This window comes from Pseudomonas baetica (genome assembly GCF_002813455.1).
Lineage (GTDB): Bacteria > Pseudomonadota > Gammaproteobacteria > Pseudomonadales > Pseudomonadaceae > Aquipseudomonas > Aquipseudomonas baetica.
Genome location: NZ_PHHE01000001.1, coordinates 5,450,989 through 5,467,367, shown reverse-complemented (window position 1 = coordinate 5,467,367; position 16,379 = coordinate 5,450,989). Strand labels below are relative to the sequence as shown.

At 59.4% G+C, this 16,379-nt stretch carries 16 protein-coding genes; 2 read left to right on the top strand and 14 right to left on the bottom strand.

The genetic code is table 11. The annotated features are described in order from the left end of the window. Positions 1–38 precede the first annotated feature (38 nt). From ATI02_RS25305 to ATI02_RS25255, 11 genes are all read right to left on the bottom strand, one after another. Entirely contained in the window at positions 39–1,022 is a 984-nt protein-coding gene (locus ATI02_RS25305; RefSeq protein ID WP_100847693.1) for a DNA polymerase III subunit delta', read from the bottom strand. Then, positions 1,015–1,647: a dTMP kinase gene (tmk, locus tag ATI02_RS25300; RefSeq protein WP_095188584.1), complete on the bottom strand. Its 633-nt coding sequence runs from the start codon at positions 1,645–1,647 to the stop codon at positions 1,015–1,017. Before tmk ends, ATI02_RS25305 begins: the two co-directional genes overlap by 8 nt. A gap of 19 nt (positions 1,648–1,666) precedes the next feature. Beyond that, complete coding sequence (gene mltG, locus ATI02_RS25295; protein ID WP_095188585.1) at positions 1,667–2,842, bottom strand: endolytic transglycosylase MltG; 1,176 nt, start codon at positions 2,840–2,842, stop codon at positions 1,667–1,669. Between the two features lie 3 nt (positions 2,843–2,845). Further along, positions 2,846–3,661: an aminodeoxychorismate lyase gene (pabC, locus tag ATI02_RS25290; protein WP_095188586.1), complete on the bottom strand. Its 816-nt coding sequence runs from the start codon at positions 3,659–3,661 to the stop codon at positions 2,846–2,848. Then, positions 3,661–4,905 (bottom strand): beta-ketoacyl-ACP synthase II, encoded by a 1,245-nt coding sequence (gene fabF / locus ATI02_RS25285; protein ID WP_100847692.1) that lies wholly within the window; start codon positions 4,903–4,905, stop codon positions 3,661–3,663. Before fabF ends, pabC begins: the two co-directional genes overlap by 1 nt. A 108-nt stretch (positions 4,906–5,013) precedes the next feature. Then, positions 5,014–5,250, bottom strand: a complete 237-nt coding sequence (gene acpP / locus ATI02_RS25280) for an acyl carrier protein (protein ID WP_003175607.1) — start codon at positions 5,248–5,250, stop codon at positions 5,014–5,016. A gap of 196 nt (positions 5,251–5,446) precedes the next feature. Further along, complete coding sequence (fabG, locus tag ATI02_RS25275; protein WP_095188588.1) at positions 5,447–6,187, bottom strand: 3-oxoacyl-ACP reductase FabG; 741 nt, start codon at positions 6,185–6,187, stop codon at positions 5,447–5,449. 16 nt (positions 6,188–6,203) lie between these two features. Next, entirely contained in the window at positions 6,204–7,142 is a 939-nt protein-coding gene (gene fabD, locus ATI02_RS25270) for an ACP S-malonyltransferase (protein WP_095188589.1), read from the bottom strand. 123 nt (positions 7,143–7,265) lie between these two features. After that, complete coding sequence (gene plsX, locus ATI02_RS25265; protein ID WP_095188590.1) at positions 7,266–8,276, bottom strand: phosphate acyltransferase PlsX; 1,011 nt, start codon at positions 8,274–8,276, stop codon at positions 7,266–7,268. Between the two features lie 4 nt (positions 8,277–8,280). Continuing rightward, a complete protein-coding gene (rpmF, locus tag ATI02_RS25260; protein ID WP_003179396.1) occupies positions 8,281–8,463 on the bottom strand; it encodes a 50S ribosomal protein L32 in 183 nt (60 codons plus the stop codon). A 13-nt stretch (positions 8,464–8,476) separates the two neighbouring features. Further along, positions 8,477–9,004 (bottom strand): YceD family protein, encoded by a 528-nt coding sequence (locus tag ATI02_RS25255; protein ID WP_095188591.1) that lies wholly within the window; start codon positions 9,002–9,004, stop codon positions 8,477–8,479. 105 nt (positions 9,005–9,109) lie between these two features. On the opposite strand from ATI02_RS25255, the gene ATI02_RS25250 reads away from it, so the two are divergent. Then, complete coding sequence (locus ATI02_RS25250; protein ID WP_100847691.1) at positions 9,110–9,688, top strand: Maf family protein; 579 nt, start codon at positions 9,110–9,112, stop codon at positions 9,686–9,688. Between the two features lie 94 nt (positions 9,689–9,782). Here the strand turns inward: ATI02_RS25250 and ATI02_RS25245 are convergent, their stop codons facing one another. From ATI02_RS25245 to rluC, 3 genes are read right to left on the bottom strand one after another with little or no spacing between them, the layout of a single operon-like run. Beyond that, a complete protein-coding gene (locus ATI02_RS25245; RefSeq protein WP_095188593.1) occupies positions 9,783–10,772 on the bottom strand; it encodes a S49 family peptidase in 990 nt (329 codons plus the stop codon). Between the two features lie 24 nt (positions 10,773–10,796). After that, positions 10,797–11,459: an HAD-IA family hydrolase gene (locus tag ATI02_RS25240; protein ID WP_095188594.1), complete on the bottom strand. Its 663-nt coding sequence runs from the start codon at positions 11,457–11,459 to the stop codon at positions 10,797–10,799. Beyond that, a complete protein-coding gene (gene rluC / locus ATI02_RS25235) occupies positions 11,446–12,405 on the bottom strand; it encodes a 23S rRNA pseudouridine(955/2504/2580) synthase RluC (protein ID WP_095188595.1) in 960 nt (319 codons plus the stop codon). The genes ATI02_RS25240 and rluC overlap by 14 nt, the downstream gene beginning before the upstream one ends. A gap of 699 nt (positions 12,406–13,104) precedes the next feature. Here rluC and rne point away from each other — a divergent pair. Beyond that, entirely contained in the window at positions 13,105–16,326 is a 3,222-nt protein-coding gene (rne, locus tag ATI02_RS25230; RefSeq protein ID WP_100847690.1) for a ribonuclease E, read from the top strand. Positions 16,327–16,379 lie beyond the last annotated feature (53 nt).

The window sequence follows — 16,379 nt, the reverse complement described above, 5'->3', positions numbered from 1 at the left end:
ACCTCCACTGCTGATGTTCAGAGTCTAGGTACACATTCTTATCTTTGGCCAGGCAATCCCGCCCATTGCACCAACAGCGCCTCCAGCAGCAACGCTGGATTCAGGTTGGCCTTGCTCATGACTTTCTGCCGCTGGGCAAGAATCCAGTCCTGAATATCGAGGACTTTGCCCTGCGCACTTTTCTGCGCGAGGTACTGCACAACCTTGCGCATATCGGTCAGACCCAGGCCAGCTTCATCCTGGGTCAGTTGATAGCGCAAGATCAGGCTCGACCAATCGCAGAACCAGTCGAACAGCCGCAGCATCGGAATACTTTTCCATTCCTCGGCCAGTTGCGTCGGCGATTGCTGCTGCTTGAGCAGTTTCTTCACCCCTTCGACTACCTGCGCACGCTGGTCGCGAACACCTTGGGATTGCAGGCTGACCGCTGCCAGCGGCGAACCAGCCGCCAGCGTCAACAGTTCGACACGCTCCTCTGCGGAACACTCCGGCAGCGCCTGGGCCAGCCATTGCAGGCTCATGGCCTCGCCCGGCAAGGGACACGCCTGCTGCACGCAGCGGCTCTTGATCGTCGGCAGCAATCGGCTTGGCTGGTGACTGACCAACAACAGGACGGTATCGCCAGACGGCTCTTCAAGACTCTTGAGCAAGGCGTTGGCGGCGTTGATGTTCATCGACTCCACTGGCTCGATCAGCACAACTTTGCGCCCGCCCAGTTGCGCGGTCTGCACCACGAAACTGACCAGATCGCGCACCTGATCGACCTTGATTGCCTTGTCGGCTTCTTCCGGCTCGAGAATGTAGTTGTCCGGGTGGCTCCCGGCCCTGAGCAACAGACAGGATTTGCACTCGCCGCACGCTTCGGGCGTCGGCCGCTGGCACAGCAGACTGGCCATCAGCCGCTGCGCCAGTGCCCGTTTGCCGATCCCGGCCGGGCCATGCAGCAGATAGGCGTGGGCGTGCTGTTTACGCCCGGCCAGTTGCTGCCAGAGGCTGTCTTGCCATGGGTAGGCCTCAGCCACGGGCCAGCTCCAACAAGTTCGGCAGCAAAGTATCCAGCGATTGCTGAACCTTGGCCAATGGCTGACCGGCATCAATGCGCACATAGCGCGCAGGATCGGCTTCAGCACGCTTGAGGAACGCACTGCGCACCGCTTCAAAAAACGCCCGACCTTCCAGCTCGAAACGATCAAGGCGACCACGCGCACTGGCACGGGCCAGACCGATTTCCACCGGCAGATCGAAAATCAGCGTCAGGTCCGGGCGCAGATCACCCTGTACAAAAGCTTCCAGCGTGGCGATACGCTCCAGCGACAGACCACGGCCGCCGCCCTGATAGGCGTAAGTCGAGTCAGTGAAACGATCACACAGCACCACCGCGCCACGGGCCAACGCCGGGCGGATCACCTCGGCCAGGTGCTGGGCACGCGCGGCAAACACCAGCAGCAGCTCGGTGTCAGGGTTCATGACTTCGTCGGCCGGGGCCAGCAGCACGTCGCGAATCCGCTCGGCCAGCGGCGTACCACCGGGCTCGCGGGTCAGCAGCACCTCGACCCCCGCAGCGCGCAGGCGCTCGGCGAGGTATTCGCGGTTGGTGCTTTTGCCGGCGCCTTCCGGGCCTTCCAGGGTAATAAACAAGCCAGTCACAGGCAGTCCTTAATCAAAGTCATTGCGTGTTTTGTGGTGCGGTGGCATCCGGGGTCGGCGCGGATTCCTGAGGCGCAACCGGCGGTAACGACCCCGGCGTGGTATCCGGTGATGCCGCCGGGATCGAGTCTTCGCCTGCCGGAGCGGCTTCGGGCGTGGCCACTGGCGCGGGGCTCGAGCGGTAATCCGCGCGGCGCTTGAGCTGGAATTCACGCACTGCACTGTTGTGTGCATCGAGGTCGTCGGAGAACACATGGCTGCCATCGCCACGGGCCACAAAGTAGAGGCTGGTACCTTCCACCGGATTCAGCGCCGCATGAATGGCTTCACGCCCGACCATCGCAATCGGCGTTGGCGGCAAACCAGGAATCACGTAGGTGTTATACGGCGTCGGCTCCTTGAGATGAGCGCGGGTCAGCTTGCCGGTGTAGCGATCACCCAAACCATAGATCACCGTCGGGTCGGTCTGCAGCTGCATGCCCAGCGCCATCCGACGCACAAAGACGCCGGCAATCTCACCACGTTCCTGTGGCACGCCGGTTTCCTTTTCAACCAGCGAAGCCATGATCAGCGCTTGATAAGGTTCCTTGTAAGGCGCATCGACGGAGCGCTTTTCCCATTCCTTGGCGAGCACTTCGTCGAGACGGTCAAAAGCCTTTTTCAGCAGTTCGGTATCGGACACACCGCGCACGAAGCGATAGGTATCCGGGAAGAAGCGGCCTTCCGGGAACAGGCCCTTATGGCCAAGCTTCGCCATGACGTCGCTGTCGCTCAAACCGTTGAGGGTCTGTTCGATTTTTTCGTCTTTCGCCAAAGCAGCGCGTACCTGATGGAAATTCCAGCCTTCGACCAGGGTCAGGCTGTACTGAACCACGTCGCCACGCTTCCACGAGTCAATCAGACCATTGACGGTCATGCCTGGCTGCATGCGGTATTCACCGGTGTGAATGGGCGTACCGGCGAGATTGAAACGCCAATAGATCCGCAGCCAGAAAGCGTCCTTGATGACGCCATCGCTTTCGAGTCCAAGGAAGGTACGGGTCGGCGTGGAGCCTTTGGGCACATCCAGCAGTTCTTCCTGCGTGATGTTCAGGGGCTGTTCCAGTGCGCAGTGAATCTTCCAGGCGCTGGCGCCCAACAGCAGCCCTGCCAGAACCAGTCCGGTTTCCAGCAGCAGCAAAAATTTACGTCTCACAAATCAGGCATCCAGTAGGGCGCGGGCAATGGTTTGCAGTTTACGGGTGAGCGGGCCAACCGGCCAGCTCAGTGCAGCGTAGGCGCGTACCGGCCAGACGCCATACACGCTGTTGCAGACAAACACTTCATCGGCCCATTGCAGCTGTTCGAGGCTGATGTCGGCGATTTGGCTGGGGATGGCCAATGACGCGGCCTGAAACAATATTTCCGCGCGCATCACACCGGCCACACCACAGCGCTTCAGATCGGGGGTGACCAATACACCGTCACGCACCAGAAACAGATTGCTGAGCACGCCTTCAATGACCCGGCCGGCCTGATCGAGCATCAAGCCTTCGGCGTGTTCGCTGTCTTGCCATTCGGCGCGAGCGAGCACTTGTTCCAGTCGATTGAGGTGTTTGAGTCCTGCCAGCAAAGGCTGTCTGGACAAGCGGGTGCTGCACGGGAACAGGCGAATGCCTTGTTCAGCATGCACAGCGGGATAAGCGGCGGGAGGATTGCCTTGCAGAATACGTCGGCCCGGCGCCGCGGGATCGGGCGCATAACCACGCAAACCGTCGCCACGGGTGAGGATGAGCTTGAGCACGCCCTCGCCCATCGCTGCCGCGTAGCTCAGCAGTTCCTGGCGAATCAGTTCGATATCGGCCGCGATGGCCAGACGCGTGCAGCCCTCAGCCAGTCGCGTCAGGTGTCGATCCAGCAATAACGGTTGGCCGCCACGCACGGCGATGGTCTCGAACAGACCATCGCCGTAAGCCAGGCCGCGATCTTTCAGCGACAAAGCGTCAGCCGGTTGACCGTCGACCCAGCTGTCCATCAGCCTGCGAACCGACGGAACGCCAGGGTGCCGTTGGTGCCGCCAAAACCGAAGGAGTTGGACAGCACGACATCGATATCCATAGTGCGCGCGGTGTGCGGCACAAAATCGAGATCGCAGCCCTCATCAGGCTCTTCGAGGTTGATGGTAGGCGGTGCGACCTGGCTGTTGATCGCCAGCACACTGAAAATCGCCTCGACCGCCCCCGCAGCACCCAACAGGTGACCGGTCATGGACTTGGTGGAGCTGACCGCCAGTTTGTAGGCGTGATCGCCGAACACCGACTTGATCGCGTTGGCTTCGGCAAGGTCACCGGCCGGAGTCGAAGTGCCGTGGGCGTTGATGTATTGCACTTGATCAGCGTTGATTTTTGCATCGCGCAGCGCATTGGTGATGCAGCGCGCTGCACCGGCGCCATCAGCAGGTGGCGATGTCATGTGGAAAGCATCACCGCTGGTACCGAAACCGATCAGCTCGGCGTAGATGGTCGCACCACGCGCCTTGGCGTGCTCGAGCTCTTCCAGCACCAGCGCACCAGCACCATCGGACAGAACGAAACCGTCACGGCCCTTGTCCCACGGACGGCTGGCGCGAGTCGGTTCGTCGTTGCGGGTCGACAGCGCACGGGACGCGCCGAAGCCGCCCATGCCCAGACCGCACGCAGCCATTTCGGCGCCGCCGGCAATCATCACGTCGGCTTCGTCGTACATGATGTTGCGCGCCGCCATGCCGATGCAGTGCGTACCGGTGGTACACGCTGTGGCGATAGCGTAGTTAGGCCCCTGGGCACCCAAGTGGATGGACAGGAAACCGGAAATCATATTGATGATCGAGCCTGGCACGAAGAAGGGCGAAATTCGACGCGGGCCCGCCTCATGCAGAGTACGGCTGGTTTCTTCGATGTTGGTCAGACCGCCGATGCCCGAACCCATGGCCACGCCAATGCGTTCACGGTTGGCGTCAGTGACTTCCAGACCGGCATTGCGCACGGCTTGGAAACCCGCCGCGAGACCGTACTGAATGAACAGGTCGAGCTTGCGCGCTTCCTTGACCGACAGGTATTCCTCGACATTGAAGCCTTTGACCGAGCCGCCAAAGCGGGTGGAATAGGCAGAAAGGTCGGTGTGTTCGATCAGACCAATGCCACTGCGGCCAGCCAGAATGCCCTGCCAACTGCTCGGCACATCCGTGCCCAGTGGCGACAACATACCCATACCGGTGACTACGACGCGTCTACGCGACACAGCACTCTCCTTTTTCAAATGACGATTTTGCATCAGGCCTAAAGAAAAAACCGCACGCCATGATGGCAGTGCGGTTTTTCCATGACAGCAAACAACGATTACAAACTATTACGCCTGGTGGCTAGTAACGTAGTCGATTGCAGCTTGTACAGTAGTGATCTTCTCAGCTTCTTCGTCAGGGATTTCGGTCTCGAATTCCTCTTCCAGAGCCATCACCAGCTCAACGGTGTCAAGGGAGTCGGCACCCAGGTCTTCTACGAAGGAAGCGGTGTTAACCACTTCTTCTTCTTTAACACCCAGTTGCTCGGCAACGATTTTCTTGACGCGCTCTTCGATGGTGCTCATACCTTGTTTTCACTCCTAATGGACAAATTCAGGCAGCTGGCCAGTGGGTAAGTGTATAGAAAGACTTTTCAGCTTTTCAACTGAAAGCTTCACTCCTCAAACCCTGCGGCCCTCTGCCTATAAATAGATTGCAGCTTTATAACGGATTTTAGACAGCTCGTATGACATTTTTTTGAAGCAATCCGTCACATTTTACTTACATGTACATCCCACCGTTCACCGGGATTGTAGCCCCAGTGACGTATGCCGCACCGTCGGATGCAAGAAAAGCGACCACAGACGCGATCTCTTGAGCTTGCCCCAGACGACCCAGCGGAATCTGCGTCTGCAAGGCTTCACGCTGTGCTTCCGGCAGCTCGCGAGTCATATCGGTGTCGATAAACCCTGGGGTTACCGAGTTCACCGTAATCGAACGCGAACCGACTTCACGCGCCATTGCACGGCTGAAACCTTCCAGACCGGCCTTGGCGGCTGCATAGTTTACTTGGCCTGCGTTGCCCATGGCACCCACCACCGAGCCAATACTGATAATTCGACCCCAGCGCGCCTTGGTCATGCCACGCAGAACGCCCTTGGACAGGCGATACAGACTGTTCAGGTTGGTATCGATCACGTCGTACCATTCATCGTCTTTCATGCGCATCATCAGATTATCGCGGGTGATACCGGCATTATTCACCAGAATCGCCGGCGCACCGAACTGCTCTTGAATGCTCGCGATGACCTTGCTGACCGATTCGTCGCTGGTGACATTCAGTTCCAGACCAGTACCCTGAATACCGTGCTCTTTCAGCGTAGCGGCAATCGCCTCAGCGCCCTTGGCAGAGGTCGCGGTGCCAATAACGATGGCGCCCTGACGACCCAGTTCCAGTGCGATAGCCTGGCCGATACCGCGGCTTGCACCGGTGACCAGTGCAACTTTACCTTGCAGACTCATGCAAGCTTCTCCTGATTCAGGCTTGCGCTGCGCGAGCGGCAGCGAAAGCGTCTGGGGTATTGAGGTTGGAAGTCGCAACGCCTTCGGCGCAGCGCTTGTTCAGACCGGCAAGCACCTTGCCCGGCCCGCATTCGACCAGATTGGTCGCGCCCTTCGCGGCCAGAGTCTGTACCGACTCGACCCAGCGAACTGGCTTGTACAGTTGTTCGAGCAGATCACGCTTGAGGGTTTCCAGATCGGCCGGCACTTGGGCGCTGACGTTCTGGACCACCGGGATCTGCGGCGCCTGCCAGTCGATGGCGGCAATGGATTCGGCAAAGCGCTCGGCAGCCGGACGCATCAGTTCGCAGTGCGACGGCACGCTCACCGGCAGTGGCATGGCACGTTTGGCACCACGGGCCTTGCAGCCTTCGATGGCGCGCTCAACAGCAGCCTTGGCACCGGCAATCACGACCTGGCCGGGCGAATTGAAGTTCACCGCGCTGACCACTTCGCCTTGCGCAGCTTCAGCACAGGCAGCCAAAACGTCAGCATCTTCCAGACCGAGAATGGCAGCCATGCCGCCCTGCCCGGCTGGAACCGCTTCCTGCATCAACTGGCCACGGCGCTCGACGAGCTTCACCGCGTCAGCCAGTGTCAGGCTACCAGCAGCAACCAGCGCGCTGTATTCACCCAGGCTGTGACCGGCGACGAAAGCCGGACGCGCGCCACCTTCAGCCAGCCACAGACGCCACAGGGCGATCGAAGCGGTCAGAATGGCCGGTTGGGTTTTGTCGGTCTGGTTAAGCAGCTCTTCCGGACCCTGCTGGGTCAGTGCCCAAAGGTCATAGCCCAGAGCATCGGATGCTTCTTTGAAAGTGTCGAGGATCAGCGGATGTTGCGCGCCCAGCTCGGCCAGCATGCCGAGGGACTGCGAACCCTGTCCTGGAAAGACGAATGCGAGGGAAGCAGACATGTAACAAGCCCCTAATGATCTTGTCGTCGGAAAATGACGCCCCGCTGGGGGACGCAAGAAACTGACAGTTGGATGACCCTTTGAACCGGGCGGTCACATTTAAGCATTGTCCGACGAAAACGCCTAAGACAACAAATCCTCAAGACGACCGTGGAGGCGCTCAGGAAGATTTTCCTGAATCTCGATCAGTGCACGGGAAATCGCACTCTGAAAGCCTTGCACCCCAGCCGAACCGTGGCTCTTCACTACGATTCCCTGCAAACCGAGGAAGCTTGCGCCATTATGTCGCGCCGGCGCCAGATCAGCCTGCAAGCGCTTCATCAGTGGCAACGCCAGGGCACCGATGGCACGGGAGGCAAGATTTTTCTTGAACAGCGCTTCGATGCGCGCAGCAATCATCGTCGCCAGACCTTCGCTGGACTTGAGCAGGATATTGCCGACAAAGCCGTCACACACCACGACATCCGCCTCGCCGCGATACAAGCCATCACCTTCGATGAAGCCGATGTAGTTGATGCCTCGCGCAGCCTGCAACAGCGTCGCCGCCAGCTTGACCTGCTGATTGCCCTTGATGTCCTCGGTACCGATGTTCAACAGCGCCACGCGCGGACGGGGGATACCCAGCGTCTGCGCCGCCACCGAACCCATTACCGCAAATTGCAGCAGATGTTCTGCGCTGCAATCGACGTTGGCGCCAAGATCAAGTAACTGGCAATAGCCTTTCTGTGTCGGGATTGCAGCAACCATCGCAGGCCGGTCGATGCCGGGCAATGTCTTCAGTACAAATCGCGACAGCGCCATCAGCGCACCGGTATTGCCCGCACTGACACAAGCCTGAGCCTTGCCATCACGCACCAGCTCAAGGGCGACACGCATCGACGAATCAGGTTTGCCACGCAGGGCCTGAGTCGGTTTTTCATCCATGGTGATGACTTCGCTCGCCGGAACGATCGTCAGGCGCGCGCGATCGGCAGCCGATTGGCCGTTGATCAATTCTTCAAGAAGAGAGGGTTGACCGACGAGGGTCAGGTGCAGCGAGGGCGTAGCAGAAAGGCAAGCAAGGCTGGCCTCAACAATGCTGCGGGGACCGAAGTCCCCGCCCATTGCGTCAATCGCGATGACTTGAGCAGACAAGTGATTACTCGTCAGCGCCCTTGTCGATCACTTTACGGCCACGGTATACGCCTTCTGGCGATACGTGGTGACGCAGGTGAACTTCACCAGTGGTTTTTTCTACAGACAGGGTGCTAGCCTCGAGAGCGTCGTGCGAACGGCGCATGTCACGGGCAGAGCGGGATTTTTTGTTCTGCTGAACAGCCATAATTGATTAACTCCTAAACGTTTGGGTCACGCTTTAACTGCGCCAATACACTGAACGGGTTGGACCGCGTTACCTCGTCCTCGCTCGGTTCGGGCTCATCTGCTCCCGCCGGCTGCTGGCATTCTTCCGGATGATGAGCAGGCACAATGGGCAAAGCGAGCAAAAGCTCTTCCTCGACCAGTGACTGCAGATCCAATGGATCTTCGCCCAGTTCCAGCACGTCATAACCTTTCGGTAACGACTGGGTATTCGCACCCTCCTTCACTACAGCGTAACTGCATTCGCTGTGGATCGGCAGGGTGACCAGCTCAAGACAACGCTGGCAAACCATTTTGACTTCGGTGTCGATAAAGCTGTGGATCACCACAGATTTACGTTCATCTCGTTCAAAAACGAATTTCGCCTGCACCGTACCGACATTGTCGGAAAGCGGGTCGCAGAGTCTCTTCAAATCGGCCAGCAGCAGTTCACCTTGAAGGGTGGTGCCACGGTCAGCCAATTTGCGCGGGTCAACGTGAGGTGGAATCGGGTCATTCAACATAGGCGCAGCATTATAGGGATGCACCCACCCATGTCAAAGGAAATTGTGCCCTGTCCGTCACTTGCGTGTGTCCGCTAGAATTCGTGCCTGCCTCAGGAGACGCGAATGCTGCCTTTATTACTCGCTTCAAGCTCGACTTATCGCCGTGAATTACTCGCCCGCCTGCACTTGCCGTTCGCCTGCAGCTCGCCGGACATCGACGAAAGTCACCGCCCGGGGGAATCGGCAATCGAGCTGGTCAAACGCCTCGCAGAACAGAAAGCCAGGGCGCTGGCCGACAGCCACCCCGCTCACCTGATCATCGGCTCCGACCAGGTGGCCGTCCTCGGCGAACAGATCATCGGCAAGCCGCACACCTTCGAGAAGGCCCGCGAACAGCTGATGGCTGCCAGCGGCGCCAGCGTGACCTTCCTCACCGGCCTGGCCCTGCTCAACAGCCAGACCGGCCAATGCCAGGTCGACTGCGTGCCATTCACCGTGCATATGCGCCAACTCGATCAGGCGCGCATTGAGCGCTACTTGCGCATCGAACAACCTTATGACTGTGCCGGCAGCCTCAAGGCTGAAGGCTTGGGCGTAAGCCTGTTCCAGTCCACAGAAGGCCCGGATGCCACCAGCTTGATTGGCCTGCCGCTGATCCGCCTGATCGACATGCTGACCGTCGAAGGCGTGCCAATCCCCTAAAAGCAAAAGATCGCAGCCTTCGGCAGCTCCTACGGGGGAATGAGTAACCCTGTAGGAGCTGCCGCAGGCTGCGATCTTTTGATCTACCGTCGACTTAACGCAACGAAGGCCCGTGGAAACCCATCCACATCGCCAACTGCTCAGCCACGCTGGCACCCAGCTTCTTCGAGAAACGATCAAACGGCGATTCCTGGACGGTGAAGTCCACCAGTTCTTTCTCGCCGATCACATCACGCGCCACCGAACTGGCATTGCCCAAGCCATCGATCAAGCCCAGCGGCAGCGCCTGCTCGCCCGACCAGACCAGCCCGGAGAACAGCTCCGGATGCTCTTTGTCTTTCAGGCGATCGCCACGACCCTGCTTGACGCTATTGATGAACTGCTTGTGCGTGGTATCCAGCACACCTTGCCAGAACGCTGTTTCTTCAGGCTTCTGCGGCTGGAACGGATCGAGGAACGACTTGTGCTCGCCGGACGTGTATGTGCGACGCTCGACGCCAAGCTTTTCCATGGTGCCGACAAAACCGTAACCGGCCGCCGTCACACCAATGGAACCGACCAGACTCGCCTTGTCGGCGTAGATCTGATCCGCCGCGCTGGCGATGTAGTAAGCACCGGACGCACCCAGATCGGAAATCACCGCGTACAGCTTGGTATCCGGGTGCAGGCCACGCAAACGCTTGATTTCGTCATAGACATAACCCGACTGCACCGGACTGCCACCGGGGCTGTTGATCCGCAGGATCACGCCCTTGACCTTCTTGTCTTCAAACGCCGCACGCAGACTACCGACGATATTGTCGGCACTGGCCGGCTCTTTGTCGGCAATGACGCCAGTGACATCGATCAATGCGGTGTAGTTGGGCCCGCGCGTGGCGCTCTTTTCCATGTCCATCAGCGGCGTGAACAGAATCAACGCAACAAACAGATAAACAAACGTCAGCAGCTTGAAGAAAATCCCCCAACGCCGCGAACGACGCTGCTCTTGCACACCGGCGAGCAGGGTCTTTTCCAACAGCTTCCAGCTTTTCTCGTCACCGCCGTCGGCACTTGCCTTGGCCGGTGCTTTCCATTCGTCGGTCATGCCATCCACCCCAGCAAAAACGTATTAAGCCTGCTTCCCCAGCCAGGCATGCAATTCGGAAAAACGGTCGATCGACAGGCGCGGCTCGAACTGCTGCAGCGACTCGATCGATTGCGCACCATAGCTGACAGCCACAGAATCCATTCCCGCGTTACGCGCCATCAGCAGATCAAAGGACGAATCACCGACCATCAACGCCTGCTCCGGGCGCACACAACAATGAGCGAGGATCTGCTCCAGCATCAGAGGGTGCGGCTTGCTCGCAGTTTCATCGGCAGCGCGAGTGATATCGAAATACTCTTCCCAGCCATTGGCCTTGAGCACCCGATCCAGCCCGCGACGATTCTTGCCGGTAGCCACCGCGAGGTGATAACCCTGCTCGCGAAAGGACGCCATCGACTCGACTACACCTTCGAACAACGGCGAAGGCACGGCTTCTGCGGCGATGTAGTGATCGGCGTAATACTCGCGAAACGCGGTCATCTCGGCATCACTGATTTCGGGATACAAGGTGCGAATCGCTTCGGGCAAGCCCAGACCGATAATGCCCTTTACGGCAAAATCATCACGCAACTCGAAACCGGAGCGCCCGGACGCCGAGTGCATGGCCTCGACGATCCGATGAATGGAGTCAGCCAGCGTGCCATCCCAATCGAAAATCAGCAGTTTGTAATCAGATGGGCGCACTCAATCGCTCCACGGTCTTGGCCCACATTTCGTCAACCGGCGCCTGCAAGGTCAGCTTGCCACCGTCGGGCAGCGGCACGGTAAGCATGTAAGCGTGCAGGAACAGGCGCTTGCCGCCCAGATCGCGGATTTCCCTGGTGAAATCGTCATCGCCGTACTTGCTGTCGCCAGCGATGCAATGCCCGGCGTGCAAGGTGTGGACGCGAATCTGGTGAGTACGCCCGGTGACAGGCTTGGCCTCGACCATGGTGGCGAAGTCGCCGAAGCGACGCAGCACCTTGAACACGGTCAGGGCTTCTTTGCCTTCATCGTTGACTTCAACCATACGTTCGCCAGAACGCAGATTGCTCTTGAGCAACGGCGCACTGACCTGCTTGATCGAGGTCGCCCAGTTGCCACGAACCAGCGCCATGTAGCGCTTGTCGACGCCATCGCCACGCAGTTTTTCGTGCAAGTGACGCAGCATGCTGCGTTTCTTGGCGATCATCAGCAGGCCGGAGGTGTCACGGTCGAGGCGATGAACCAGCTCCAGCTCCTTGGCGTCCGGACGCAACTGACGAAAGGCTTCGATGACGCCGAAATTCAAGCCGCTGCCGCCGTGAACCGCAATGCCGGCGGGCTTGTTGATCACAATCAGGGCTTTGTCTTCGAAGACAATCGAGGCCTCCAGGCGCTGCAACAAGCCTTGGGCCAGAGGCACCGGCTCGTCACGCTCAGGCACGCGAACCGGCGGCACGCGCACGATATCACCGGCCTGCAGCTTGTATTCGGGCTTGATCCGACCTTTGTTCACCCGTACTTCGCCTTTGCGCAAAATGCGGTAAATCAAGGTCTTGGGCACGCCTTTGAGCCGAGCGAGGAGAAAATTGTCGATTCGTTGGCCGGCATACTCCGGCGAGACTTCAAGCAGTTGAACGCCTGGAGTCGAAGGGGCAGTAGTTGTCATGCCGCGGATGATAACAATTTTTATGGAATTGAAGCACTTAATCATTGCTGCTATAGTCGCGAACGCCGCCAAAAGCGGCCTGGACAGCGGCACCACGGTCAAAAACCGGCCCTGACCAACGCAATTCACCAGGACGCGAGGCCGTCCTACGGGGCTTTCGCTACGTAACGGTGGAGTTTGCAGTTGTAACAAGCGCAGGTGACATGAGGCCTGAATTACACCGTCGAGCAGAGTTTTTACTCGCCTGACAGGCACACATTCAAGGCCAGTTCACAAAGTGCAGTCAGCTGCGAATGACCCCGAGCGAACGCTTCGGAAACAACGCCTAAATTAGCCATGATGCGTGACCTCCCCTTTCGGAGCTCACGGTAAATGCCAACCCGCTGCGGATTCTGCGCGCGGCAGCACCCGAATTATCAGGGATACGTGTAGGGTGGAGATGCACAACCGCTGGACTGTGTAGCAATAGGCTTTATCAAGACGCTTCATCTCGTCCACAGCCGCTGGTTGATTCCTCCTCCTGACTGAGTGCTTAAGTAGCCACAGCAAGCAGGACGCGTACGTCGCGGTATCGGCCCAATTGGCCGCACATCGCTGGACACGGGAATGGCCAACCACTCCCGACGCACCTGACACCGACCGTGAGAAGTCGTGTGTGCCGAACGCCGTTTCCGGCAGCCCGGAAACCGACGGTACTACATGAAAAGAATGCTGATTAACGCAACTCAACCCGAAGAGTTGCGTGTTGCACTGGTAGATGGCCAACGCCTCTACGACCTGGACATCGAATCCGGTGCACGCGAGCAGAAGAAGGCCAACATCTATAAAGGCCGCATCACTCGCATCGAACCAAGCCTTGAGGCTGCCTTTGTCGATTTCGGCTCCGAGCGCCACGGCTTCCTGCCCCTCAAAGAAATCTCCCGCGAATACTTCAAGAAAGCCCCTGAAGGCCGCGTCAACATCAAGGACGTCCTGAGCGAAGGCCAGGAAGTCATCGTTCAGGTCGAAAAAGAAGAACGTGGCAACAAGGGCGCAGCCCTGACCACCTTCATCAGCCTGGCCGGTCGTTACCTCGTGCTGATGCCGAACAACCCGCGTGCCGGCGGTATCTCCCGTCGCATCGAAGGCGAAGAGCGCAATGAACTGCGTGAAGCGCTGAACGGCCTGGTTGCTCCAGCCGACATGGGTCTGATCGTGCGCACGGCCGGCCTTGGCCGCAGCAGCGAAGAAATGCAGTGGGACCTCGATTACCTGCTGCAACTGTGGACCGCCATCAAAGAAGCCTCGCTGGATCGCTCCGCGCCATTCCTGATCTATCAGGAAAGCAACGTGATCATCCGCGCCATCCGCGATTACCTGCGCCAGGACATCGGCGAAGTGCTGATCGACAGCGTTGAAGCCCAGGACGAAGCCTTGACGTTCATCCGTCAGGTGATGCCGCAGTACGCCAGCAAGATCAAGCTGTACGAAGACAGCGTTCCGCTGTTCAACCGTTTCCAGATCGAAAGCCAGATCGAGACCGCTTTCCAGCGCGTCGTCGAACTGCCTTCCGGCGGCTCCATCGTCATCGATCCGACCGAAGCCCTGGTGTCCATCGACATCAACTCGGCGCGCGCCACCAAAGGCAGCGACATCGAAGAAACCGCCCTGCAGACCAACCTTGAAGCCGCTGAAGAAATCGCCCGTCAGTTGCGCCTGCGCGACATCGGCGGTCTGATCGTCATCGACTTCATCGACATGACACCTGCCAAGAACCAGCGCGCCGTGGAAGAGAAAGTCCGCGAATGCCTGGAAGCTGACCGCGCTCGCGTGCAGATCGGCCGCATCTCGCGCTTCGGCCTGCTGGAAATGTCCCGTCAGCGTCTGCGCCCATCGCTGGGCGAAAGCAGCGGCATCGTTTGCCCGCGTTGCAACGGCACCGGCATCATCCGTGACGTTGAATCACTGTCGCTGGCAATCCTGCGCCTGATCGAAGAAGAAGCCCTGAAAGACCGCACTGCCGAAGTTCGCGCACAAGTGCCGATCCCGGTTGCAGCGTTCCTGCTCAACGAAAAACGCAACTCGATCACCAAGATCGAACTGCGCACCCGCGCTCGTATCATCATTCTGCCGAACGATCACCTCGAAACGCCGCACTTCGAAGTTCAGCGTCTGCGTGATGACAGCCCGGAAGCTGCTACCGGCCAGTCGAGCTATGAAATTGCTGCCGCTGCTGCCGAAGTTGAAGAAGTTCAGCCAGCCGCCGCGACCCGCACTCTGGTTCGCCAGGAAGCCGCAGTGAAGACTGCTCCGGCCCGCGCCAATGCTCCGGTCCCGGCCGAAGTGGCTGCACCGGCACCCGTTGCCGCGCCGGTTGCCCTGCCAGAACCAAGCCTGTTCAAAGGCCTGGTGAAGTCGCTGGTCAGCCTGTTCGCTACTAAAGAAGAGCCTGCCGCTCCGGTCGTGGTTGAAAAACCGGCTACCGAACGCCCTGCTCGCAACGAAGAGCGTCGCAACGGTCGTCAGCAGAGCCGCAACCGTAACGGTCGCCGCGATGAAGAGCGCAAGCCGCGCGAAGAACGTGCACCGCGTGAAGAGCGCGCCCCACGTGAGCCGCGTGAAGAGCGTCAAGCCCGTGAAGTCCGCGAGCCGCGCGAAGCCCGTACCGAAGCGCCAGTTGCCCGCGAAGAGCGCGCACCACGCGCTCCACGTGAAGAACGTGCACCACGTGCTCCACGTGAAGACCGCAAGCCACGTGGCGAGCGTGAAGAGCGTGTGCGCGAACTGCGCGAACCTCTGGATGCCGCTCCAGTTGCTGCAGCCGCTGCTGCCGTAACCACTGAAGAGCGTCCGGCCCGTCAGCCACGTGAAGAGCGCGCCCCGCGTCCACCGCGTGAAGAGCGTCAACCGCGCGCCGAACAGGCCGCTGCCGCCGTTGCTGAAGACGAAGTGAACACCAACGAAGAGCAACTGCCGGAAGACGGTTCGGAGAACGCCGAAGGCGATCGCCCACGTCGTCGCTCCCGCGGCCAGCGTCGTCGCAGCAACCGTCGTGAGCGTCAGCGTGATGCCAACGGCAACGTGATCGAAGGTTCGGAAGAGTCCGAGTCCGGCGAAAACGCTGAAGCGCCAGACACTGCCGATCTGGCTGCCGGCCTGGCCGTTACCGCCGCTGTTGCCAGCAGCGTGATCAGCGCTCCAGCCGAAGCACAGGCACACGAGCAAGCCGAACGCGCTACCGCCGCTACGCTGGAAACCGCTCCAGTTGAAGCGCCGGTTGTTGAAGCAACCACGCCAGTGGAAATGACTGCTGCTCCGGAAGTTGAAGTCGCTCCGGTTCGCGAAGCCCAGCCGCAGTTTGAAGGTTTTGCGCAGCCTGATGTCGTCACTGACGCGTTTGAAGTTGCAGAGCCGGTTGTCGAAACCGTCGCTGAAACCGTGACCGAAACCGTGCGTGAAGTTCGCGAAGAGCAGACTGCATTCAACTGGGTTGCCGAGCCTGCCGCCGCTGAAACTCCAGCGCCTGTATTCGAAGCGCCAGTGGTTGAAGAAGCCAAGGCTACCGAACCGGCTCCAGCGCCAGTCGTTGAAGCACCGGTCATCGAAGCGCCAGTGGTTGCCGAAGCACCTGCTCCGGTCGTTGAAGCGGCTCCGGTCAGCGCTCTGGCGCCAAACGGTCGCGCGCCAAACGATCCACGCGAAGTGCGTCGTCGCAAACGTGAAGAAGAGCGTCTGGCGAAGGAAGCCGAACTGGCTGCCGCTGCGGCTCCGGTTGCTGCTGAACCAGTGGTTGCTGAAGTGATCGAGGCAGCGCCTGCCCCGGTTGCTGAAGAAGCCGTGGTTGAGTCGGTGATCGCTGAAGCACCACGCTCCGTTCAGGACGCGGTCGAACACAACGAAGAGGCCCAGGAAAAAGAACACGAGCATAAACCGCTCGTCTGATTCCAAAAGCCAATAAAAAGCCCCGCCTGATTCGTCAGGCGGGGCTTTTTTAT

Coding starts and splice junctions, on each gene's coding strand:
- fabD (WP_095188589.1), bottom strand. CDS start 7,142: ATGTCTGCTTCCCTCGCATTCGTCTTTCCAGGACAGGGTTCGCAGTCC.
- acpP (WP_003175607.1), bottom strand. CDS start 5,250: ATGAGCACCATCGAAGAGCGCGTCAAGAAAATCGTTGCCGAGCAACTG.
- rpmF (WP_003179396.1), bottom strand. CDS start 8,463: ATGGCTGTTCAGCAGAACAAAAAATCCCGCTCTGCCCGTGACATGCGC.
- ATI02_RS25250 (WP_100847691.1), top strand. CDS start 9,110: ATGCTGCCTTTATTACTCGCTTCAAGCTCGACTTATCGCCGTGAATTA.
- pabC (WP_095188586.1), bottom strand. CDS start 3,661: ATGGACAGCTGGGTCGACGGTCAACCGGCTGACGCTTTGTCGCTGAAA.
- ATI02_RS25255 (WP_095188591.1), bottom strand. CDS start 9,004: ATGTTGAATGACCCGATTCCACCTCACGTTGACCCGCGCAAATTGGCT.
- rne (WP_100847690.1), top strand. CDS start 13,105: ATGAAAAGAATGCTGATTAACGCAACTCAACCCGAAGAGTTGCGTGTT.
- rluC (WP_095188595.1), bottom strand. CDS start 12,405: ATGACAACTACTGCCCCTTCGACTCCAGGCGTTCAACTGCTTGAAGTC.
- fabG (WP_095188588.1), bottom strand. CDS start 6,187: ATGAGTCTGCAAGGTAAAGTTGCACTGGTCACCGGTGCAAGCCGCGGT.
- ATI02_RS25245 (WP_095188593.1), bottom strand. CDS start 10,772: ATGACCGACGAATGGAAAGCACCGGCCAAGGCAAGTGCCGACGGCGGT.